The 21,668-nt window shown below is 70.2% G+C and carries 17 protein-coding genes; 2 read left to right on the top strand and 15 right to left on the bottom strand.

The window, feature by feature from the left end; genetic code table 11:
• Window positions 1-7: 7 nt before the first annotated feature.
• From KY469_17050 to KY469_17000, 11 genes are all read right to left on the bottom strand, one after another.
• Entirely contained in the window at window positions 8-934 is a 927-nt protein-coding gene (locus tag KY469_17050) for a proline dehydrogenase family protein (GenBank protein MBW3664809.1), read from the bottom strand.
• Window positions 935-1,117: 183 nt separating this feature from the next.
• Window positions 1,118-2,992 carry a hypothetical protein gene (locus KY469_17045; GenBank protein ID MBW3664808.1) on the bottom strand — a complete coding sequence of 625 codons (1,875 nt, stop codon included), beginning with the start codon at window positions 2,990-2,992 and terminating at the stop codon, window positions 1,118-1,120.
• Between the two features lie 131 nt (window positions 2,993-3,123).
• Window positions 3,124-3,597, bottom strand: coding sequence for a YbjN domain-containing protein (locus tag KY469_17040; GenBank protein MBW3664807.1), 474 nt, complete (start codon window positions 3,595-3,597; stop codon window positions 3,124-3,126).
• A gap of 11 nt (window positions 3,598-3,608) precedes the next feature.
• The gene (locus KY469_17035; protein MBW3664806.1) at window positions 3,609-4,820 is read right to left on the bottom strand and encodes a glycosyltransferase; all 1,212 of its coding nucleotides are present in this window, start codon (window positions 4,818-4,820) and stop codon (window positions 3,609-3,611) included.
• Window positions 4,821-4,824: 4 nt separating this feature from the next.
• Entirely contained in the window at window positions 4,825-5,841 is a 1,017-nt protein-coding gene (locus tag KY469_17030) for a GNAT family N-acetyltransferase (GenBank protein ID MBW3664805.1), read from the bottom strand.
• Between the two features lie 33 nt (window positions 5,842-5,874).
• Window positions 5,875-6,327, bottom strand: coding sequence for a helix-turn-helix domain-containing protein (locus KY469_17025; protein ID MBW3664804.1), 453 nt, complete (start codon window positions 6,325-6,327; stop codon window positions 5,875-5,877).
• A 107-nt stretch (window positions 6,328-6,434) separates the two neighbouring features.
• Window positions 6,435-7,418, bottom strand: a complete 984-nt coding sequence (locus KY469_17020; GenBank protein MBW3664803.1) for an asparaginase — start codon at window positions 7,416-7,418, stop codon at window positions 6,435-6,437.
• Complete coding sequence (locus KY469_17015; protein ID MBW3664802.1) at window positions 7,415-8,149, bottom strand: HD-GYP domain-containing protein; 735 nt, start codon at window positions 8,147-8,149, stop codon at window positions 7,415-7,417. The genes KY469_17020 and KY469_17015 overlap by 4 nt, the downstream gene beginning before the upstream one ends.
• Window positions 8,149-8,529, bottom strand: coding sequence for a response regulator (locus KY469_17010; GenBank protein ID MBW3664801.1), 381 nt, complete (start codon window positions 8,527-8,529; stop codon window positions 8,149-8,151). The genes KY469_17015 and KY469_17010 overlap by 1 nt, the downstream gene beginning before the upstream one ends.
• Window positions 8,530-8,691: 162 nt before the next feature.
• Window positions 8,692-9,267: an aerial mycelium formation protein gene (locus KY469_17005; protein ID MBW3664800.1), complete on the bottom strand. Its 576-nt coding sequence runs from the start codon at window positions 9,265-9,267 to the stop codon at window positions 8,692-8,694.
• A 71-nt stretch (window positions 9,268-9,338) separates the two neighbouring features.
• Entirely contained in the window at window positions 9,339-10,154 is an 816-nt protein-coding gene (locus KY469_17000; protein ID MBW3664799.1) for a 3-keto-5-aminohexanoate cleavage protein, read from the bottom strand.
• Between the two features lie 135 nt (window positions 10,155-10,289).
• Between KY469_17000 and KY469_16995 the strand changes: the two genes are divergently transcribed.
• Window positions 10,290-11,747, top strand: a complete 1,458-nt coding sequence (locus tag KY469_16995; GenBank protein MBW3664798.1) for a DUF4388 domain-containing protein — start codon at window positions 10,290-10,292, stop codon at window positions 11,745-11,747.
• 1 nt (window position 11,748) lies between these two features.
• Here the strand turns inward: KY469_16995 and KY469_16990 are convergent, their stop codons facing one another.
• A complete protein-coding gene (locus tag KY469_16990) occupies window positions 11,749-12,204 on the bottom strand; it encodes an inorganic diphosphatase (GenBank protein ID MBW3664797.1) in 456 nt (151 codons plus the stop codon).
• Between the two features lie 117 nt (window positions 12,205-12,321).
• Between KY469_16990 and bcp the strand changes: the two genes are divergently transcribed.
• Window positions 12,322-12,789, top strand: a complete 468-nt coding sequence (bcp, locus tag KY469_16985) for a thioredoxin-dependent thiol peroxidase (GenBank protein MBW3664796.1) — start codon at window positions 12,322-12,324, stop codon at window positions 12,787-12,789.
• On the opposite strand, the gene KY469_16980 is transcribed toward bcp, so the two are convergent.
• The 3 genes from KY469_16980 to KY469_16970 all read right to left on the bottom strand — a co-directional run.
• A complete protein-coding gene (locus tag KY469_16980) occupies window positions 12,790-13,593 on the bottom strand; it encodes a hypothetical protein (GenBank protein MBW3664795.1) in 804 nt (267 codons plus the stop codon).
• A 9-nt stretch (window positions 13,594-13,602) separates the two neighbouring features.
• On the bottom strand, window positions 13,603-14,556 hold the full coding sequence (locus tag KY469_16975) for a hypothetical protein (protein MBW3664794.1): 954 nt from the start codon (window positions 14,554-14,556) through the stop codon (window positions 13,603-13,605).
• The coding region (locus tag KY469_16970; GenBank protein MBW3664793.1) for a DUF11 domain-containing protein at window positions 14,534-21,668 on the bottom strand (7,135 nt) is incomplete at its 5' end. The genes KY469_16970 and KY469_16975, both read right to left, overlap by 23 nt.

The following is a 21,668-nucleotide window of genomic DNA, read 5'->3' as shown; positions in this document are numbered from 1 at the left end:
CTCCTGGTCAGTTCGCGCGTCGACCGAGCAGCGCTCGCACGAAGAAGGTGAGGTTGGCGGGGCGCTCGGCGAGCCGTCGCACGAGGTAGGGGTACCACTCGCCGCCGAAGGGAACGTAGACCCGCAGAGGATGACCCAGTCCGACGATGCGTCCCTGCAACGGCTCCCGCACCCCGTAGAGCATCTGGAACTCGTAGCTGTCTGGAGGCCGCTGCAGACGTGCAGCGACGTTGCGGATGCGGTGGATCAAGCGGTGATCGTGGGTGGCGAACCGGGGGTAGGTGTCGCTGCGCAGGAGCTGCTCCGCGAGTCGGGCGTAGCTGGCGTCGACCTCGTCGTCGCTCTGGAACGCGACGGCCGCCGGCTCGGCGTACGCCCCCTTGCACAGCCGCAGCGATGCCTGCAGGTCGGTCAGTGCCGACACGTCCGCGGCGGTCCGGCGCAGGTAGGACTGCACGGCACATCCGACGTTGTCGTGACCGGCCTTCCGCAGATCGGTGACCAGATCCACGGTGCGCTGGGTGTAGACGCTGCTCTCCATGTCGATGGTGACGTGCCGGCCGCCAGCCGCAGCGCGCCGACAGATGGAGCTCACCAGGTCGCGGCAGACGTCCTCGGAGACGTCGAGTCCGACCTGCGTGAGCTTGACCGAGATCGAGCAGTCGAGGCCGACCCGCTCGAGCTGGTCGAGCGCGTCCAGGTAGACGCTCGCGGCCTGGCGCGCGACCTCGGCGTCGTGGACGGATTCGCCGAGGTAGTCCAGGCTCACCCGCATGCCCCGCCGGTTCAGGTCCCCCGTGACCTCGAGAGCTTCAGCGAGCGTCTCTCCCGCGACGAACCGCAACGCGACGTTTCGGGTGACGGGCACATCGGTGGCGAGCCGTCGCAGCCCCTGGCTCTCTGACGCGGCGATGAGGAGCCGGCGCAGCAGCATCCGTTCTCCCGATCGGCGGTGGTCCGAACCGCGGGCAGCGTAACGGTGCCACGCACGCGGATGGCCCCGCCGGAGCGGGGCCATCGACGTGCTCAAGTAGCCCGGAGGGCGGTAGCACAACTCAGGTGCTCAAGTAGCCCGGAGGGCGGTAGCACAACTCAGGTACGTCGGTGCCTGAAGGGATCAGCCGCGTCGACGGAACGCGAGCGCACCTGCGGCGAGCAGTCCGCCGAGGAGCGCGAACCCGCCGCCCGTCGTGGGCAGCGACGGGGCGCCAGGCGTCGTCGGGCTGGCGGGCGGGTTCGGCGCGGCCGGGGGCGCCGCCGCAGGGACGACCGCGAAACTGGCCGTGCTCACGGGATCGACCACGAGGTCGAACCCAGGCACGGTCACGTCCTCGACGAGCCCATCCAGCGGTAGCGCGTCGAGCAGGCCCTGCAGGGTTGCTGTCAGCGTGTCGAGGTCCGGCAGCGCCGCGGCCGCACCGTCGATGTCGTCCACGAGATCGGTCAGTCCGAGCCCGTCCAGCACGGTGCCCTCCGGCAACGCGACGTTGCCGACCACGTCCCCGGCGAGGCCGAGCACGTCCTCGAGCAGTCCGTCGACGATGCAGTCGGCGCACAGGGTCACGGGGTCGATCCCGAGCTCCAACGCGGTCACACCGGCGTTCGCACGGTTGTACGTGCCGTCGGTGCTCGTCGACTCGACGAGGTCGGTGAACATCCCGAAGCGGACGTCCGGGACGATGTCCGCGACGAGCGGGAGGATCCCGATGACGCCCTCGACGGCTCCGGTGACCTGAGCCGCGACTGCGGAGGTCGTCTCGAGCGGCTCACGGCAGCTCGGCGTGACGATGTCGATGCCGAGCGCACGGACCGGAACCTCGTTGCAGCCGACCGTCGCGTTCGTGGTTTCGGCGGCATCCGTGGCGGTGGCGATGACGCCGACCTGGATCGCGCCGATGTCGAGCAGCTCACCCCCGGCGAGTGCGTCGAGCACCGCGTCGAGGTCGGTCCCGTCGACCGAGGTCAGCGCGTCGACGAGGTCGTTCAGCGCGTCCCCGAGGTCGCCGATCAACGTGACGACGACGCCCACCGCCTGCGTGACCGCGTCGAGGTCGAGCAGGAGCCGTGCCTCCGCGTCGGCCAGCAGACCCCCCACGCAGTCGAGGATGTCGGTGACGTCAGCGTCAGGGCACTCGGTGGCGTACTTGGTCACCAGGTCGAGTAGGTCTCCAGGCGTCGTGAGAGCTGCGTCCGCGGTGAGCTCCGCGACGAGCGCCTGGGTGTCCAGGGCCGCAGCGACGGCGTCCGCGAGGGCAGCGCTCGCCTCAGTGAGGCCGGCGACGGCCGTCGCCACCGCGTCCACGGCACCGGTGATCGCGTCGACCATGGCTTCGACGTCGACGCTCACGTCGACCGGGAGCGCCTCGAGGAGGGCCATCAGGGTGCCGAGTGGGAGCTGGCCGAGGAGGTCGGCGGGCAGCAGGTCTCCGAGGGTGACGTTGACACCGGTGACTTCGAGGCCTTGGCTCGCTGACGCCGAGCCCTGCGTCACACGGCTGGCGATACCCGCGGTGTTGACTTCGAAGTCCAGGCCGAGGACGTCGGCCACCGACTCGATCTGCGCGGTCGCGAGCTCGGCGACCGCCGTGGCTTCCTGGGCCGTGGCGGCCGCCGTGACCTTCGCGGGGTTGATCTCGACGTCGAGGAGGCCCAACGTCTGGGCGAGGGCGGAACCAGAGTTGGAGTTGGCGCCGTTCGAGCGGGCCTGGATGGCTCCGATCGCTTGGTCGCCGACCACCACCGGCAGGATGTCCGCGAGCGCGAACGGCGCGCCGTTCCCGATCACGTTCTCGGCCGCGTTCGTATCGGTCGACGCGTAGGTGGCGATGTCAGCGATGGTGACCGATGGGACGTCGAGGCCGTGTACCTCGAACTCCACCGCGGTCATGTCGGTCAGGGCCGTACCGACCGCCCGGTCGCCGGTCGTGGTGACCCCGACGAGCCCGAGAGCGAGGGCAGCGGCCGCCAGGCCGGTGAGCTTGCGTGCGAGCATTCCCCTGATCTCCCACTAGGAGGGTGTCGTCCGACCTACGGGACGACGATGTGGCTCTATGCAACCGCCGGGCCGACACATCGGCCATCACCCGGTTGGGCGGGAAACGGGGACTCGAACGGACTAGTCCCTCAAGGGGCCTCGGACACGGGGTTGGCCGGGAGCTCGTTGGCGGCGCGCCACCTCTGTTCGCGGTCGATGTAGTCCGCGAAACCGGCACGTAGAACCTGGTTGTAGGTCTCGTCAGCGGTCGCGAGGACGGCTCCCAGCAGGTGGTCCACGGCCTCCTCGTCGAGGGCATCCAGCGCGATCCCCCCGGTGAGGATCACGTCGCCCTCGTCATCCAGCGCGAAGTGCACACCGTGCGTGCGCTGGTTGCGCCGCAGGAGGATGCGGTAGACCTCCTCGTGCCCCTGATCAGGGTCGGCGCAGAACAGCGATGTCACACGCAACGTGCGCTCGCCGAGGTGCAGCATCACCGGGATCGTCCGCTTCCACTGCCCCGACAGCATCGTCATCCAACGGTCGTCGCCCACATCCTCCGTCTCGAGTCCGGCATCGTCGAGTGCGCCGAGCAGGACCTCGCGGGCGCGTTCAGGGTCCACCGTGGCGTTCCTCAACCGGCGGCGCGAAGAGCAGGCTGACGTGCACGAGCGTAGACCTCGAGGAGTCCGTCGACGACGCCCTGCCACGAGAACCGCTGAGCGTGGGCCCGGCCGCGGAGCCCGGTAGCTCGCGTCAGCTCCGCGTCGTCGAGGAACCGGCGGACGGCATCGGCGTGAGCGACCGGGTCGTGCCCGCTCACGAGCGATCCGCCCCGAACGACATCCGCGAGTCCGCCGACGTGAGCGGCGACCACGGGCGTGCCCGATGCCTGGGCTTCGAGCGCCACCAGACTGAAGCTCTCGCTGCGACTGGGGACGACGACGACGTCCGCCTCGCGGTACACCGCGGCGAGTTGCGCCTGTGGCCGCGCCGGGTGCACCTCGACGTGCTCGCTCACGCCCAGGCGCTTCGCGAGGGCGAGCAGCTGGTCCGGTCCGCTGCGTCCCGCTCCGGTCCCCGAGACCCCCCCGATGATGCGCAGGCGTGTGCGCGGGTGGGTCCGGTGGAGCTCCGCGAGCGTACGCACGGCCACGTCCGGAGCCTTGATCGGCTGGAGTCGTCCGACGAACAGCAGCCGTGGCTCGGGGTCATCGCCACGCTCTTCGGCCTGGGGCTGGAAAAGGTCGAGATCGACGCCGGCAGGGACGACGCTGATGCGCGCGCCTGACGTCCCGAAGGTGCGGTGGAGCAGCCGCGCCTCGCCGCACGTCAACGCCACGAGGTGGTCGGCCTCGGCGGCGAGGCGACGTTCGTAGTCGAGACGCGCCGGAGGTTCGGGCACGTCGAAGTCGGCGAGCGCCGCGTTCTTCACGACCCCGAGCGTGTGGAAGGTGTGAACGAGGGGGATGCCTAGGTGCGTCCCGACGTGGCGACCCACCCAGCCCGACAGCCAGTAGTGGCTGTGGATGATGTCGAGTTCGGCGGACTCGGGACGTCGGAGTACCGCGCGTGCGAACTCGGGCACGAACGCGTGCAACTCCTCCTTGAGGAGGGGCCGCGTCGGGCCCGCCACGACGTGGTGGACGCGGACCCCGGTCTCGACCTCGACGCGCGGTGGCGCCGACGGGGTGACCGCGCGCGTGAACACGTCGACCTCGATACCGCGCTGCGCCAGATCACGCGCGACCTCGAGGACGTAGACGTTCAGGCCGCCACCGTCGCCCGTCCCTGGTTGGGCCAGCGGACTCGTGTGGACCGTGATCAGTCCGACGTGGCGCACCAAGCCGTCAACTCCTCGTCAGGGTCAGGCGGACGAGCCGACGCTCGGTCGCACCGAACCGGTACTTGTAGGGCTCGTCGCCGCGCAAGAGGTCGAACGTGGCGCAGCCACTGCGGGCAGCGTCCTGGACGAGCTCCGTGACCAACACCATGCCAGGGGCGTACGTTCCCAATCCCTGGTCGAAAGACGAGTTGTAGAGGCTGAACACGCCACGGTGGAGCAGCGACACGGTGGCAGCGGCGGTCTGGCCGGCGACGACGAGCCGGTCGATGCGCAGCGTGCCGTCCGGGGCGAACTCCTCGACGAGCGCCCCGAAGAAGCGGCGCATCCGGTCGTCCACGAAGAACCGACCCTTGGCTCCGCTCGCCTGGGAGGCCAGATCGAGGAACGACCCGAGCGCCCCGAGCGCATCGTCGGGCGGGGCGGTCACGACCTCGAGTCCACCCAGCTCACGGGCGAGCTTGCGCGCCTTGCGCTGCAGCTCGTGCCGCTCCTTGGAGCCGAGGGAATCGAGCCAGGCGTCGGGCCCGTCCGCGATGTCAACGCGGGGACAGACGTCCTCCGTCTCGGTCTGCACCGACAGGCCGACCGACCGGGCATGCTGCTCGATCAGGGAAGCCCAGCCCGTGTCCTCCGGTAGGCCGGCTGCGACGACGCGGTCCCAGGCGGGGTCGTCGAGCAGCGATGCGGTCCAGGCCTGCGCGACCGCCCCACGGTCGGCGGGCACGGCCACTGGGCCGACGTAGTCGGTGACCTCGGTACCGCCGAGGAACCGCAGCTCACGGACGGGTCGATCGGATGAGCCGACGTCCTCCAGCTCCTCCGGCACGACTCCGACGACAGCGCCATCCCGCGAGAGCCACTTGAGCCGTGGTTCCACGCGATCACCGAGGACCGCCGACCACGCCCTCAGGAAGCGGGGGGTGTGGAAGATCGTGGCGTCCGGATCCACAGCGACGAGCTCGCTCCACGTGGTCAGCTCACGTGCGTCGGGAACGCCGTCGACCGAGCGGATGTCGAGCAACTGTGGCTCCTGCTCGTGACAGCTGACGCTCCCTCAGGCGGTGCCCTCGGAGGCCTCGTCTGGAGCGGTGTCGGGCTCGTCGTCCTCGCGATCGTCACCGGTCGTCGTGAGACGCTCGACGAGCCCTCGGAGCCCACCCGCCTCCTCGTCGTCACCGCGGAGCTCGACGAGCTGGCGGAACGAGCGGTACATCTCGATGAGCGCCTGCTTCTGTGCGTCGGTGAGGTGGCCGTCGAGCGCCAGCGCCGCCTCGACATCGAGTTCGTCGCCCCGCTCCTCGAGGATGCCTGCCTTGACGTACAGCGTCTCCGCCGAGATGCGTAGGGCCTTGGCGATGGCCTGCAGGATCTCGGCCGAGGGCTTGCGCAGCCCGCGTTCGATCTGCGACAGGTAGGGGTTGGACACGCCGGCCAGCTTCGCGAGGTTGCGCAGCGACAGTTGGGCGCGGTTGCGCTGGTCACGGATGTACGACCCGAGGTCGCGCAGGCGCGAGGGACCGCCGGACTCGGAGGTCCGGTCGTCCCCGGCGGCGTCGGCCACGGTCGCTCCTCGCTCGGACTCGGCCGTGCGAGGCTACCCAACGTGGTGCTGACCTACCCGCCCTTGCGGACCGAACCCACCCGGGACGCGAGGGTCTCGGCGAACGCGATCAGGTCTGGGGCAGCACGCCAGCGACCGGTCGGACGTCCGCCGCCGATGATCGGGTCCGGTGACCACGCATCAGCGGGATACCAGCCCAGGCTGCTGACGAGGTGGTGCGCCGTGACTGCGGCGGCCTCCACGACGCCGGACTCGACCTTGACCGCTATCCCGACGCCCCCGTGACCGATGCCGTAGACCCCTTCGGCGCCGACCTTCGCCACGACGTCGTGCGCCAACAGGGCCGTCTCGATGCGTCCTCGACCTCCGACGAGATGGGGGTGCGCGCGCCCCGCCGCGACGACCTCCCCCAGGGTTCCCGACGCCATGCTCACCCGACCGTACGCGGCCGCGAGGGCGCGCAGCGGGACCTCCACCGCCGGTGCGCCACACCCGTCGACCGCGACGGCGGTCGCGTGGCCGATGTCACGTTGGAGCCGATCGAGCACGTGCGTCTGCAGCGCCCCTGCTGGGTCGAGGAGCTCGTCGCGCCCGATCCCGAGGCGGCGACCCGTGACCGCGAACAACGCGTGCTTGCCGGAGCAGTTGTGGTGGATCGGAGCGAGCGGAGCCGCGGGATCGTCGGCGGGGCGGGCTGGAGGGCAGGTGAGGTCCCGAGGATCGAGCTGAGCGAGGTCGCACAGTCGAGCCACGGCCTCGACGTGCGCCGGTTCCGCCCGGTGAGAGGACCATCCCACGGCGACGAGCTCGGAGCTGAGGTCGGCGACCACACCGCGAAGCAGGTCCAGGCACGCCGCCGCCTGGAACGGCTTGGCAGCCGAGCGGATGAACGTGGGCCGCTCGGCTTCCCCGAGCGCCGCGATGGTGCCCCCGTCCCCGCCCGTCACGACGACGTGCCCGTGGAACCGGGACTCCACGGACTCGACTGCCGTGTGGATGTCGGTGCGGGTGGTCTCGACGAGGACCGATGCGGTCACTTGACGAGGGTCAGCCCGGACGGTCCGCCCTCGGTCAGCCGCAGCTCATCGCACAGCACGAGGAACTCACGCGCCAGGTCGGGATCGAACTGGGTGCCACCGTTGCGCTCGATCTCCTCCATCGCGACGTGAACGGGCAGTCCCTTGCGGTACGGGCGATCGGAGGTCATGGCATCGAAGGTGTCCACTATCGAGAACACCCTCGCCGGGAGGTAGATGTCCTCGCCGGCGCGTCCCTCGGGGTAGCCCTTGCCGTCCCAACGCTCGTGGTGGGACTTGATGATCTGCACCGCCTCGCCGAGGAACTTGATGGGGGCGACGAGTTGCAGGCCGATGAGCGGATGCGTCCGCATGACCTTCCACTCGTCGTCGTCGAGTGGACCGGGCTTGTTGAGGATGGCGTCCGGGATCCCGACCTTGCCGATGTCGTGCAGCAGGAACCCGTACTGCACGGCGGCCTCGCTGCTGAAGTCCGGGGCCGTCCGCCGCGTCAACGCGACCGCGTACTGGAACGTCCGATCGAGGTGGTGGCGGGTGTAGTTGTCCTTCATCTCACACACCAGCGCGAGTGTCTTGACCATCGAGAGGTACGAGTGCCGCAGCTCGGTTAGGGCCGCCTCGGCCTCCTCACGCCGAGCCCGCTCGCGTGAGTAGACCTCGTTCAGCTCCTGGGCGAACACGACGAGCTGGCGCTGCATCCGGTCGAGGTCCTCGACCTGGCTCGGGTCCATCAGGTACCGCTCCGGTCCAGGCCGAGCTCGGAGAGGACCTCGATGAGGTGCAGGGGCGAGAAGGGCTTGGTCAGGTAGGCGTCACAGCCCGCCGCGATCCCCTCAGCGCGGTCCTCCTCACGGTCTCGCGCGGTGAGGAGCACGACCGGTACCGAGGCGGTCGCGGGGTCGTCCTTGAGAGCGCGGCAGACCTCGAAGCCGTTGAGCCCGGGCATCATGACGTCGAGGACGACGACATCGAAGCGAACGGTCCGCGCACGTTCCAGCGCCTCGGTGCCGTCGGCGGCGGTCTCGACCTCGAACTCGTCGAGGTCGAGGATGGCCCTGAGCACGTCGAGGGTCACGTTGTCGTCATCGGCGACGAGGACCCGGTGCGACAACGCTCCCTCCTTCGGCTCGTGAGTGTACGACTGGCCCGTCGTGCTACCGGCCTCCGGCCTGCTTGAGCACCTCCGGGTCGTGCTACCGGCCTCCGGCCTGCTTGAGCACCTCCGGGTCGTGCTACCGGCCTCCGGCCTGCTTGAGCACCTCCGGTCGGTGGATCAGCCTCCCAGCAGCTCGGCGACGTCCGCCGTCCCGAGCTTGTAGCGACCGGCCAGTTCGTCCTGGAGACGGTCGATGCGGTCCAGCAACCCCCGCCGTAGATCGGACAGCTCGCGCTCCTTCGCCGACAGGGACTCGACGATCTCGGCAAGTTCGTCATCCTCGCGCTTCCCCATGGTCGCCAGCACGTCGTCGTCGGCGACCCGCTCGACCTCCCTCCGGTGGTGCTGGACCGAGGGAGGGACGAGGAAACGGGGCACCCGCGCCCGGACGGGGGAGGTGGTGGGTCCGTCATCGCTGAGCAGGCTCGGGAGGGACTCGAGCACCGACGCGGCCCGTTCACTCCCGGCATCGCGGCGCCGCAGGAGCTCCGCACGCAGGATGTCGAGCTTGCCCTGCAGGAGACGGCGCGCGTAGGAGATCCCGCTCTCCTCCTCCTCGCACTCATCCCGCATCCGGCGGATCTCGTCCGTGCGACGCTCGGACAACCCCACGAGGTAGTCCTCATCCATCACGCGGTCGAGCCGACGCCTGCTCACGTTCTCCGCGGTCATGTCGGTGTCCTCCTCGTCCATCGTTCCCCCTCTCGGTTCTTCGGCAGTGGAAGGTGTCTCCTCAAGCCCCACTTCGTGGAACGGTCAGCCGGTCACGCTGCGTTCGCGACCGACGATAGCCCGAGGATCGAGCGCGTCTCCGCGGCGGTGGCCAGGGGACGACCGAGCTCGTCGCCCAGACGCACGACCCGCTGCACCAGTTCGGCGTTGTCGCGCGCGTGCCGCCCCGGGCCGTAGTGGACCACGTCCTCGAAACCGGTCCTGACGTGACCGCCGAGGGCGAGAGCGGCCGCGGTCACCGTGAGGTGGGCGCGCCCGATCCCCGTGGCACTGAACGTCCACCCTGAGGGGATCCGTTCCACGAGGTCCACGACGTCCGTCACGGTACCCGTCAACCCACCGGGCACACCGAGAACGAGGTCGCAGTGGACGTGGTGGGTCGGCTCGTCACCGACGAGCCGTCGGCCGTTGACGAGGTGACCGGCATCGAACAGCTCGAGCTCGGGCAGGACCCCGAGCTCAGCCATGCGCTCGTAGAGCCGGCGCATCAGCGGGAACGGGTTCAGGAAGACCTCGTCGCCGAAGTTGACCGACCCACACGTCAGCGACGCCATGTCCGGACGCAGATCGAGAGGGGACAGCCGGGCGTCGTCGGGGTCCCCGACGGCTCCGCCCGTGGTGAACTGCACGACCAGTTCGGTGCGGTCCCGCAGTCCCGCAAGCACCTCACGGAACACCCCGACGTCCATCGTCGACCGCCCCTCGCCATCGCGCGCGTGTACGTGCACGACGCGGGCACCGGCCTCCTCGCACTCCACCGCGGTCTCGACGATCGCCTCCGGTGTCGTCGGCAGAGCGGGGTGGGCATCGGGCGCCAGCTCGGCACCGGTCGGGGCGACCGTGATGATCAGCGGCCTCCCTGCGACGGTCGTTGGAGCCTCCACGTCTCTCCTCCGGCGGCGGACCTATCACGGTAGCGCCGTGCGTCCTGGCGGTTGTCCGGCCAGCCACAGCCGGTGACCCCTCCCAGTACGATGGCTGGCATGCGTGGCCACTTGTCCGACAGCTCCGTCCCCGACCTGTGCCGGGGGCTATCGGACGCACACGCCACCGGAGCGCTCGAGATCGAGTCCGAGCTCGGCACCGCACGCATCTTCTTCCGGAGCGGGTTCGTCTACTGGGCGATGTCGCCGGCGCCCCGTGCACAGTTGGGATCCCGACTGGTCAACGCGGACTTCGTCACGGCTGAACAGCTCGAACAGACGCTCGAGCGTCAGCGCCGCACCGACCGGCGCACCAAGCTCGGGGCGCTCCTGGTCGACGAGGGACTGGTCACGCAGGACGTGATACGGGTGTTCGTCCAGGAGCAGATCCTCGACGCCCTCCTCGACATCCTCAGGTGGGAGCGCGGGGTCTACTCGTTCCACGCTGGCGACGCCGTGGCCGAGAGCCTGCCTGTCGACATCCCCGTGGCGCAGCTCCTGGTCGCGGTCGCGCGACGTCAGAGCGAGTGGGACCAGGTCCAGCACGTCATCCCCGACCTCGACGCGGTCCCCGACCACGTGACGGGGAGGGGCGGGATGTCGACCAGTCTGGAACCTGACGAGTTCGCCGTGCTCGCGAGCATCGACGGCACCCGCTCCGTCCGCGAGCTGGCGGCGGACCTCGGCTACAGCGAGTTCGAGGCCGCACGGATCGTCTACGGGCTCACCCTCCTCGGCGCCGTCGAGATCCTCCCCGACGACGACGTGGACACCCAGGAGGAGCTCCAGCGCGCGGCAGTCGAGGCCTCCGCCGGCGACCTCGAGGTCGAGCTCGAGTCCGCGGAGGACGTCGAGCCACCGGAGGACTTCGACATCGGGGCCGCGCTCGAGGAAGCTCTCGCCCCGCCTCCATACCGCCCCGAGCCCGACCGGCCCGCGGCGTCGGCTGCGGAGCCCGAGGAACCGGAACCGTGGGTGCCGACCGATCTGCCCGAGATCGCCCAACCCGAGCAGGCCGTCGAGCCCGAGCCCGCACCGCCAGAGGTCGGCGCACCCGAGCGAGTCGAGGAACCCGGGCCCCAGCCCGCCATGGCCAGCGACGTCGAGCTGAGCGAGGGCTTCGAGGATCTGTTCGCCGAGGTGGGCGAGGACGACTTCGACCAGCTCGACGACCTCGAGGACGTCGCCGCCGCCGAGCCGGAGCCGACCGTCGCCGAGAGCGCAGCGGCGACGTCCGAACCCGCCGACGAGCCAGCCTCCGAGGAGCCAGCCCCCGCCGAGGAGCCAGCCGAGGAAGCGCCGGAGGCTGAGGCGCCGACCGAACCGAGCGAGCCGTCTGCACCGCGTAGCGCGGCGCAGGTCTCCGAGCTGCTCCGTGAGCTGTCCCGGCTGACGCTCGAGGACGAAGAGAACGATGACGACGAGGCTGAACCGCCGCGCCGGCGGGTGTCGAAGACCCCGCCCGAACCCAGCGAGGATCAGGGTAAGAAGCGGCGCCTGTTCGGGTGGGGCAGCTAAGTCAACGACCGACGCCGGTCGCGCGTCGTCGCGAGTCGGCGACCACCTCGAGCGCTTCGTCGCGGCCGCGCCACCCGTGCACCTTGACGTGCTTGCGTTCGAGGTCCTTGTAGATGGAGAAGAAGTGCGCGATCTCGAGCCGCAGGTGGTCAGGCACGTCGTCGAGCACCTGGAGGTGCTGCCACCGCGGATCGTCCTGGGGCACGCACAGCAGCTTCTCGTCCGGTCCCTTCTCGTCCTCCATGTCCAGGACCCCGAGCACCCGTGCGGTGATCGTGCAGCCTGGGAAGGTCGGCTCGCCGAGGACGACCAGGGCATCGAGCGCATCCCCGTCGCGCGCCAGCGTGCCAGGCAGGAAGCCGTAGTCACCGGGGTAGCGGACCGCCGTGAACAGCATCCGATCGAGGTGGAAGCGCCCCGACGCGCTGTCGTACTCGTACTTGTTGCGCGACCCCATGGGGACCTCGACGAAGACCTCGACCGTGGCGGTCACGACGGCTGCTCCTCTCCGCCCGCGGTGCGAGCACGGCTCTCGGCGACGGTACGGTACTCACGTGCCACGCGAGGAGTGACCTTGCTCGAAGCCGGTGACGAGGCGCCCCTGTTCACGCTCCCCGACGCCGATGGCGAACGGGTCGCGCTGCGGGATCTGCTCGGCGGTCCCGTGGTCATCTACTTCTACCCCAAGGACGACACGCCCGGGTGCACCACCCAGGCGTGCGGGATCCGCGATGCCTGGTCGGAGTTCGAGGCCGCGGGGGCCACCGTCGTCGGGATCAGTCCTGATGACGTCGCCTCCCACGCACGCTTCCGCGACAAGTTCGATCTCCCGCACACCCTGCTCGCGGATCCCGACCGCGAGGTGATCGACCGGTACGGCGCGTGGGGCGAGAAGAAGATGTACGGCAGGACCTACGAGGGCGTACTCCGCTCGACCTTCCTCGTGCGTCCGGACGGTCGGATCGGGAAGGTGTGGCCGAAGGCACGGCCCAAGCAGCACGCTGAGGAGGTCCTGGCCGCGCTGGAGGACCTCACCGGCTGACTACCCGGGTTCGATCGTGAACTCGAGGTCCGTCAGGACCTCGTCGCCACGGGTCAGCTGCACCCGGTACGACCCCGGCTCGTCGCTGTAGAGCGAGGACAGGGCGACGTTGGCGGTGCGGCCCTCGCCGGGCTCGAGAGGGATATTTCTGTCGGTGTAGAGGGTGGCCTGGCCGTCTCGCCGCTGACGCCACCAGGTGATTGACACCCGGTCGGCGTCACCCTCGGCCTCGTAGGAGAACCACAGCAGCACGTCGTCGCCGACCGTGAAGCGCGTCCGAGGTTCACCAGGAGCGCCGGTCCGGTCCACGGTCTCGGTCATCCGCGCCTCCTCGACCCGGAGCGACCCACCGCCGCTCCCCCCGAGCACGACGATCAGCGCGAGCGCCCCGAGCGCCAGCCCCACCGGAACCGCCCACCGACGCCAGGTCGCGCCTGACAGACGGCGAGCCCTGGATTCGAGGTCCACCTCCTGCGATGGTGCCGCGTCGAGGTCGTCGAGTCCCTCACGGAGAGCGATGCGCCGAACTCCCATCGGATCGAGATCGAGAACATCGGCGATGTCGTCGGTGCTGAGGCGCAGGTCGACGAGCAGCGCGCTGAGCTCCGCCCCCACGGTGACCTTCGCGTGCTCGTGCACCAAGGAGCGCGAGATCCGCAACGCCTCGACGACCTCGTCGGGGCGGCCCACGAAGCGCTCGTCCAACTGTCGCGTCGCGCGCTCGAGGACGTCCCCTCGGAGGAAGGCGGCGAGGAACGTACGCCCCGCAGCGCGTGCGCGATCGTCAGTTCCGTGTGCGGTCATCGGGCGAGGCTACTGCCGCGATCCCACGCGTCGGTCGCGGCGACGGGTCACCGCTGGGTCGTGCCCGGGCACGGCCCTGCCCTCGCCGACGAACCCGGTCACCCGCACGGTCGCGTCGTCACCGGCGAACGTGTCGCCGGTGCCGGCTCCCGAGGGCACGAACGCGAGCGCCTGGCGGCCGTCCGCCGTGGTGCTCGTGACGGTGACCCGCGCACGGCCCTCACCCGTCTCCCAACCTGGTCGCACCTGTCCTTCGACCGCGACCCGCGCCAGGCGTCTGCGTGGTTGCCCGAGCATCCACATCCGCGCCACCGCCTCCTGACCGGGGTAGCAGCCCTTCGCCAGGTGGACGTGGGTCGGCAGCAGACCGAGCTCCTCGGGCAGGTGTGGTGCGGCGACCTCACGCCCCCACGCGGGTTCTCCCGCCGAGACGCGCCAGGAGTCGAGGCGGTCCCGGTCGGACCGTTCCACCCCGAGAGCGGCGAGCCGCCGCTCGGCTGCGTCGAGCTCGTCGATCGAGCCGATGAGATCGGCACCGTCGTGACGCCCCACGGCGATCGTGTCCAGGACCGGCTCCACGCGGCCCTGCGGGGGCAGGGGGAGGTCGGGTACCGCGAGCTCACGGAGCGCCCGGACCTGCAACTCCGTGGCCGTGAACGTGGCGTCGGCCAGGAACGTGCGGTTCGCCAGCAGTTCGACTGCCGAGAGGGCGTCCTCAGCATCCGGTACGAGGAGCAGGACACGGTCCTCGAGCGCCACGACGTCGAACATCCCCTGCGGGGCGCCGTGGGCGTCGAGGTAGAGGGCCGACCGCGCCTGCCCGCTCGGGACGTCGCGGAGCTGCTGACTCAGGACGTCATCGAGGTAGTCGAGCCGGTCGGCTCCCTCGACGACGTACACGCGCCACGGAGCTGGGGCGATGAACGGCGTCGACGTTCGATCAGCGGCGCCTTCGGCGGTCACGGCGGGGCTCCTCTCGCTCCCGCCCGTCGACGGGTACGGGGTCCGGCCTCCGAGCGGGGCGGGCGATGAACAACAGCAACCACCCCAGCGCTACCACCACGGTGGCCCCTGCGAGGGTACGGGACGCATCCAGACCCGTTGCCGGCAGCTGTGCCACGACCAGGACACCGATGATGTTCGAGATCGACTCCGTCCCGGTCGCGGCGTCGGAGACCATGGCGTTGTTCTGCACGACCGTGCCCGGAGCGAGATCGAGCACGGTCGTCTGGAACGTCAGCTGCCGTGCCTGGCCGCCGGCGAGGGGGCCCACGTCGAGCCCGGTGCCGATCACCGCATCGTCAGGGACGGGAGCGCCGTCGAGGCGCGACGAGCCCGTGACGAAGGCGGTGCCCGCGGGCAGGGGATCGCGGACGATGGCCTGGCTGACCTCGGCCGTCCCGATGTTGACGATCGTGAGGGACCACGTGATCACGTCGCCGGCCGCGACCTCTTGCGCTCGATCCGACGTCTTGGTGATGGTCAGCTGGCTGCGGTCGGTGACGGTCAGTGACACCGGAGCCGAGGTGGCCGAGCCGGCATCGGCCGAGATCGCTTCCGCGATGTTGGTCACGATGGCTCCGGAGGTGAGCGCGGGGTCGACGAGCACATCGAACCCGACGACCACGGTCTGCTCGGATGCGAGATCACCCACGGCCAGCCCCGGCAGTTCCCCGAGGGGGTTGCCGGAGGTGGTGTCGACCGGGGCGCCGTCGACCGTGAGGTTGCCGGCGAACGTGGTGCCCGCGGGAACCGGATCGTGGACGCCGACGTCCTCCGCGACCGCGGAGCCCGCGTTCGTGACGGTGACCTCGAAGTGGACGGTTTCACCGGCGCTGACCACGGCCTCCGGGAAGGACGTCTTGGTGACGGTCAACGCCGGGGCGACGACGCTTATCGTGTCGACGACGGTGACGGAGATCGCGGGATCGCTGATGGACGTCGCCCGGACGGTGACCTCGTCCACGATGCCGGGGGAGGCGCCCAGCGGGACCGTGACCACCACGACGATCGCGATGCTCGCACCGGCGTCCAGCGCGACGGGGCCACTGAGCGGCGGTTCGCCCGGGTCGGCCACCCCGTCACCATCCAGATCCTCGATGAGATCGACCGCGAACCCCAGTCCACTGGTGGCGTCGATGGCGATCTCGTCGGGGACGTCGCCGGTGTTGGTCACCGTGTGTGGGAGGGCTCCCGAACTGCCGGCGGGGACCGTGGCCGTGACCGTCGGCGTCACGTCCACCCCCGCGGTGAAGCTCACCGGCTGTACCGTGCCCGCCCGCGCCGTTGGAGCGTCCGTCGCGGTGACGTCGGCGCTGTTAACCACCACGGTCCGGCTCGGATCGGATCCGGTCACGACCGCGAAGGTCACGACGCGCGAACGGCCCGGCGCCAGCGAACCGAGGTTGACGCCGCTCGTGAGCGGGTTGCTCCCACCGGCCCCATCGGGCACCGGAACCCCGTCGAGCCGTGTCGATCCAGCTACGTAGGTCGTCCCGGCCGGGGTGGGATCGAACAAGCGCACGCCGTTGACCGTGGCGGCACCGATACTCGACACCGTGAGCGTGTACGTGGAGACGACTCCGGGGCTGAGCGACAACGGTGCAGCGGTCTTGGTCAGTTCGAGCTGCGCCGCCACGACCTGGGTGGTGAACCGTGCGGTCGCCAGGACCGTGTCGTCGAGTGTCGACGTCGCGGTGAGCGTGGTGACGTCGGTCAGTCCCACGGACACCTGGTCGGGAACGACCACCTCGACGACGACGTCGTAAGTGTCGCCGGGACCGAGACCGGGAGTGTTGGTGATCTCGGGGTCGGTCGTGTCGAGCACGCCATCACCATCGAGGTCCGCGTGCACACGCACCGTCCAGCCGCGCGAACTCGCCGCATCGAGGTCGTAGACATCGGTGACATCGCCGGTGTTCGAGACGGTGGCGGCGTAGGTCAGGGACGAGGGCGAGACCGCGATGGCGGAGGCGCTCGGGGCGACCGTCACGGCGGGCGTCACGTCGATGTCGTGAACGACCGGCGCCGACGATCCGCTCGCCCCGTCGACCGAGGTCGTGACCGCCACGTTGGTGACCTCGTCCCCGTCACGGACCGGGTCGAGCACCTCGACCTGGAACTCGACGATCACGGGGGGGGCGCCGGGGGCGAGGTTGCCGAGGGGGATGCCACCGTAGAGCGACGAGAACGGGTTGGGGTCGGGCGACGCGTCCGGTACGGCCACTCCGTCGAGGGTCGCGCTGCCCGACACGTACTGGGTGTTGATGGGGGTGTCGTCGACGAGGCGGACCCCGTTCGCCGTCGCATCCCCGAGGTTACGCACGGAGACGCGGTACCGGACGCGGTCGCGCGCGGTGAGCGAGGACGCCTCGTCCGGATCCGCCGTCTTCACGACGTCGAGGACCGGACCGGGAGCGACGGTGTGCTGCTTGGAGACGGTGGTCGGCGGGGTTGCGGTGGCGCTGACCGTCGCCTCGTTCGAGATGAGGGTGCCGCTCGGAGCCGTCGGTGACACCCGGACGTCGAGCGTGACGACCACCGAATCTCCGGGAGCGATATCGCCGATGACGTGACCGCCGTTGGTGGTCGAGAACGGGTTGCCGTCACCGCCGCTGCCGTCGGGCACGCTGGTGGCATCGACCGCGGCGCTGCCGGCGACGTAGGTCGTGGAGGTCGGCGTGTCGTCGACGATCGTGACATCGCGAGCCGTCGCGGCACCGCGGTTGCGGATCGTGATGGCGTAGTTGATGGTCTGGCCCGCGTTGACCTGGTCGCCGCTCGGGGTCGCCGCCTTGACCACGGAGAGGCGGGGTGCGATCGCGCGGGTCAGGTCGCGGACGCTCGCAGAGACGGCCGGGTCCGAGGTCGATGTCGCCGTGATCGTGGTGGCGTCACGGTCACCAGGGATGGCGGTGACGGGCACGTCGATGACGGCGATGAAGTGGAACCGCCCACCCGCGGGGACCGGCCCGCTGGAGGAGATGACCGTGGTCTCCGTCGCGGGATCCCACACGCCGTCCGCATCGGTGTCCCGGTAGAGGGTGACGGTCCAGCCCAGAGACGAGGCCGTGGCGAGTTCGAACGTCTCCGCAGCGGTGCCGTCGTTGGTCAACGTGTGCGGGTAGACGGCCTGACCCGGCAGTTCGACGTCGCTCGAACGGTCCGGCTCGAGCGTGACCGCCACGGCGACGTCGACCTCGTGTGTGACGGGAAGACTCGTCGCGGTGACACCCTCGGCGCTGGCGACGCCTGCGGTGTTCGTGATCAGCGTGCCGTCGGGCAGCGGGTCGGCGACGCGGACCTGGAAGGTGACCACGTGCCCCGCCGACCCGGGCGCAAGCACGCCGAGGGACACGCCGCCGTTCGCCGCGGCGAGCGGGTTGGGGTCGCCTCCGACCGCGTCGGCGATGGGTGTGCCGTCGAGACGGGTCGAGTTGGGGACGTAGGTGGTCGTGGCCGCGGGCGGATCGTCGGTGACGCGCACCTGCGTGGCGTCCGCGTTGCCGATGTTGCGAACCTGGATGGAGTACGTGATGACGTCGCCCGCCTCGATCAACCCTCCGGGTGGCGTCGCGGTCTTCTGGATGTCCAGCACGGGACTCAGCGACACGATCTGGGAGACCGATCCCGAGGCGCTGAGCCCTCCGTTGGCGGTCGCCGTCGCCGTGTTCACGATGAAGGTGCCGTCGGGGAGTTCGGAGCCGACGAGGACCCGGAACCCGACGGTCCGGCTGGCCCCCGGCGCCAGGTCGCCGAGCGCGACGCCACCGTTAGCCGAGGACAGCGGGTTGCGGTCACCCGAGGAGCCATCTGGCTCGGGGACGCCGTCCACTCGGGTCGTGCCCTGGCGGTACGTCGTCCCGCCGGGGGTCTCGTCCACGAGGACGACGTTCCGAGCGGGGGCGCCGCCGGGGTTGTGGACGACGATGGTGTACTCGAGCTCCTGTCCGGGGTTGACCGCGCTGCTCGCGGGCGTGACCGACTTGGTGACCTCGAGTTGGCCGGCGAGCACGGTCGTGATGTCGAACGCCTCATCCGTCCGGCTCGGGTCGGTGCGAGAGGTCGCGACCACGGTGGTCGTGTCGATGGTCCCCGACACCACCCCCGGCGGCACCTCGATGATCGTCAGGAGCTGGATGCTCTCGGTCGGAGCCAGCGCGGGGGAGACCGCGATGGTCGGTTCTGGCGCATCCCGTACGCCGTCGGCGTCGAGGTCGTGTACGAGCGTTACCGCGTAGCCCTGATCGCTGGCCGCCGAGAGGTCGTAGGTATCGGTCACGTTGCCGCTGTTGCGCAGCGTGTGCACGTAGACGACGGTCGCGGGGGGCTCGGTCGAGGATGAACCGTCCGGGGTGAGCGAGACGCCGGGTTGCACGCTCACGGTGTGCGTGACGCTGCTGAAGAGCGGCCCCTGGTTGGTCCCGCTGGCCATGGCGAGATTGGACAGGATGGTCCCCGGAGGCAGGGGGTCGAGCAGGCGGACCTGGAAGCTGGCCACCACGCTGTCAGCCGGAGCCAGGTCGCCGACGATCACTCCGCCGTTGTCGCTGGTGAACGGGTTGGTCGCACCGGGCCCGTCGGGGAGAGGCGCCGATGCGAGACGGGCAGAGCCAGGGACGTACGGGGCGCTGTCGCCGGGGCCGTCGTCCACCACGAGCACGTCGCGCCAGATGTCATCGCCCGCCGCCGTGTTGGTGAGCGTGAGCGTGTACGTGATGACCTGCCCAGGCGTCACGAGGGTCCCGCCCGGCGGGTCCGCGGTCTTGGTCAGAGCACCAGCCGGCGCCGAGCGGATCGTGTCGGTCACCGAAGCGGAGGTCACCGAGCCTGGGTCGAGCTCGGGGCTGGTCGTCGTGATCGACGTCTCGTTGGTCACGGTCGTGCCGTTGGGCAGGGGCGTCGGGAGCGTGTGGGCGAACGTGATCGTGACGGTCGTACCCGGCGGGATATCGCCGAGTGCGATGGGGAAGGTGGTCCCTGCGGGCTGGAGCACGCCGTCGATGGTGAAGGAGGTGTCGTCGGTCGTGCCGACCGGCGGGTCATCGTTGACAAGCACACCTGTCACCGCGGCGTCGGACAAAGCGTCGCCGTTGTTCGCCACGCTGATCGTGTACGTGATGCGGGTCCCGGGGCGGGTCGTCCCGCCCTCGGACGACGTCTTCGTCACCTGGACCAGGGGTGGCACGAACATGCCCGCATCCAGCGTGTCGAGCGCCGTGCTCGCGGGGAGAGCGAAGAGCAGACTGACGCCGTTCGCGTCGACGTCCGAGTCGACGGCGTCATCACTGCCCTGATCCTGGAGCGTGAACCGCAAGCCACCAGGACCGTCGGGGTCGGTGACCGCGATGCGGTAGGTACCTGGCAGCAGGTTCGTGAACTCGTAAGCGCCATCGAGGTCCGTGACGGTAGAGGCCACGGTGTTGCCGGCGCTGGAGCGCAGCTCCACGAGGACGCCATCGAGACCAGGTTCGCCCGGGTCCTGGATGCCGTCGCTGTCGCGGTCGTTCCAGACCAGGTCGCCGATGGACGAGTCCCCGAGGACCCCGGCGTCGACGTCGACGGTGTTGCCGACCGCCCCGAGATCGACCGTGACCCGCCCGGCAGCGTCGACGTCCGAGTCGAGGTCGTCGCTGCCGACGTCGGGTGTCGTGAACGCCGCGAAGCCGGGAACGCTGGCGCCGACGAACTCCACGACGTACGTGCGCGGGACGAGCCCGCTGAACGTGTACGTGCCGTCGGCCGTCGTGGCCGTGGTCACGAGCACGGAGTCGTCGGTGGCGTCACGGAGGTTGACGGTCATGCCGGCTACGTCGGTCTCGCCCGGCGACTGCACACCATCGCCATCGACGTCGTTCCACACACGGTCCCCGACTGATGCACCTCCGACCAGTCCGGCGTCGATCGTGTCGTCGGCCTCGTCGACGGCGAGGGTGAGCGTGGCCACCCCCGTGGGGTCGATGTCGCTGTCGATGTCGTCCGGCGCGGCGTCCGCTGGGGACGCGGAGGTGCCCGACGGGATCTGGACCGCGACGGCGTAATCACCGGCGACGAGGTTGTCGAACCCGTAGCTTCCGGCCGTGTCGGTGGTCGTGGAGGCGAGGATCGTGGTGGCGTCGGCGGCACGCAGCTCGACGATGACCCCACCCACGCCTGGCTCGCTGGCGTCCTGCAGACCGTCACCGTCGAGGTCGTTCCAGATCCGGTCGCCGAGGGCCGAGCTGCCGATCAGTCCGGCGTCCACGCTCAGGTCGATGGCATCCGTGCGCAGGTCGGCCGTCGCTCGACCGGTAGTCGTGTGGGCGTCGCTGTCGAGCGTGTCGTCGCTGCCGGCGTCCATGACGGTGAAGGTCGCTCCGGGGACGGAGGTGAGGACGAACTCGATCTGGTAGCGAAGTTGCAGCAGGCCGCTGAACACGTACCGCCCGTCCGCGTCGGTGGTCGTGGTGGCCAGGAGCTGGTTGCCCGCGAAGTTGAACAGCCTCACCGTCATCCCGGCGACCCCCGGCTCAGCCGGATCCTGGACGCCGTCCGCATCGAGGTCGTTCCAAACGTGGTCGCCCACGGTTCCACCAGACACGAGACCGGCGTCGACGTCGGGGTTGACCTCTCCGGCTGCGAGCGCCACCGTGACCGTGCCTGCGGCGTCGACGTCGCTGTCGGTCGCCTCGGTGGCGGTGGCGGCGTCCTGAGGGCTGAAGGTGGCGTCCGGTGGCGCGAGGACGGCGATGACGTAGGTGTCCGGGAGGAGGTTGGCGAACGTGTAGCTGCCGAGCGCGTCCGTCACCGTCGTCGCGAGCACCGCGCCGCCCGTGTCGCGCAGCTCGACGGTGATCGCCTCGGCGCCGGGCTCCCCCGCGCCCTGGACCCCATCGGCGTCGAGATCGTTCCACACGAGGTCACCCAGCGAGCCGTCGCCGAGCACACCGGCATCGACCGTGTCGTCGGTCTCGCCTGCCGAGAGCGCGACGACGCCCGTCAGGCCGGTGGCGGGGTCGGCATCGGAGTCGATCGCCTCGTTCGTGCCGACGTCGGCGGTGGTGAACCCGAGCGTGGGCGGGGCGATGAAGCCGATC

The organism is Actinomycetota bacterium, from assembly GCA_019347575.1.
In the GTDB taxonomy this organism is placed as follows: Bacteria; Actinomycetota; Nitriliruptoria; order Nitriliruptorales; family Nitriliruptoraceae; genus JAHWKY01.
This window is presented reverse-complemented; position numbering and strand designations above follow the sequence as displayed.

Coding starts and splice junctions, on each gene's coding strand:
- KY469_16980 (MBW3664795.1), bottom strand. CDS start 13,593: ATGACCGCACACGGAACTGACGATCGCGCACGCGCTGCGGGGCGTACG.
- KY469_17005 (MBW3664800.1), bottom strand. CDS start 9,267: ATGGACGAGGAGGACACCGACATGACCGCGGAGAACGTGAGCAGGCGT.
- KY469_16990 (MBW3664797.1), bottom strand. CDS start 12,204: ATGGGGTCGCGCAACAAGTACGAGTACGACAGCGCGTCGGGGCGCTTC.
- KY469_16995 (MBW3664798.1), top strand. CDS start 10,290: ATGCGTGGCCACTTGTCCGACAGCTCCGTCCCCGACCTGTGCCGGGGG.
- KY469_17015 (MBW3664802.1), bottom strand. CDS start 8,149: ATGGACCCGAGCCAGGTCGAGGACCTCGACCGGATGCAGCGCCAGCTC.
- KY469_17045 (MBW3664808.1), bottom strand. CDS start 2,992: ATGCTCGCACGCAAGCTCACCGGCCTGGCGGCCGCTGCCCTCGCTCTC.
- KY469_17050 (MBW3664809.1), bottom strand. CDS start 934: ATGCTGCTGCGCCGGCTCCTCATCGCCGCGTCAGAGAGCCAGGGGCTG.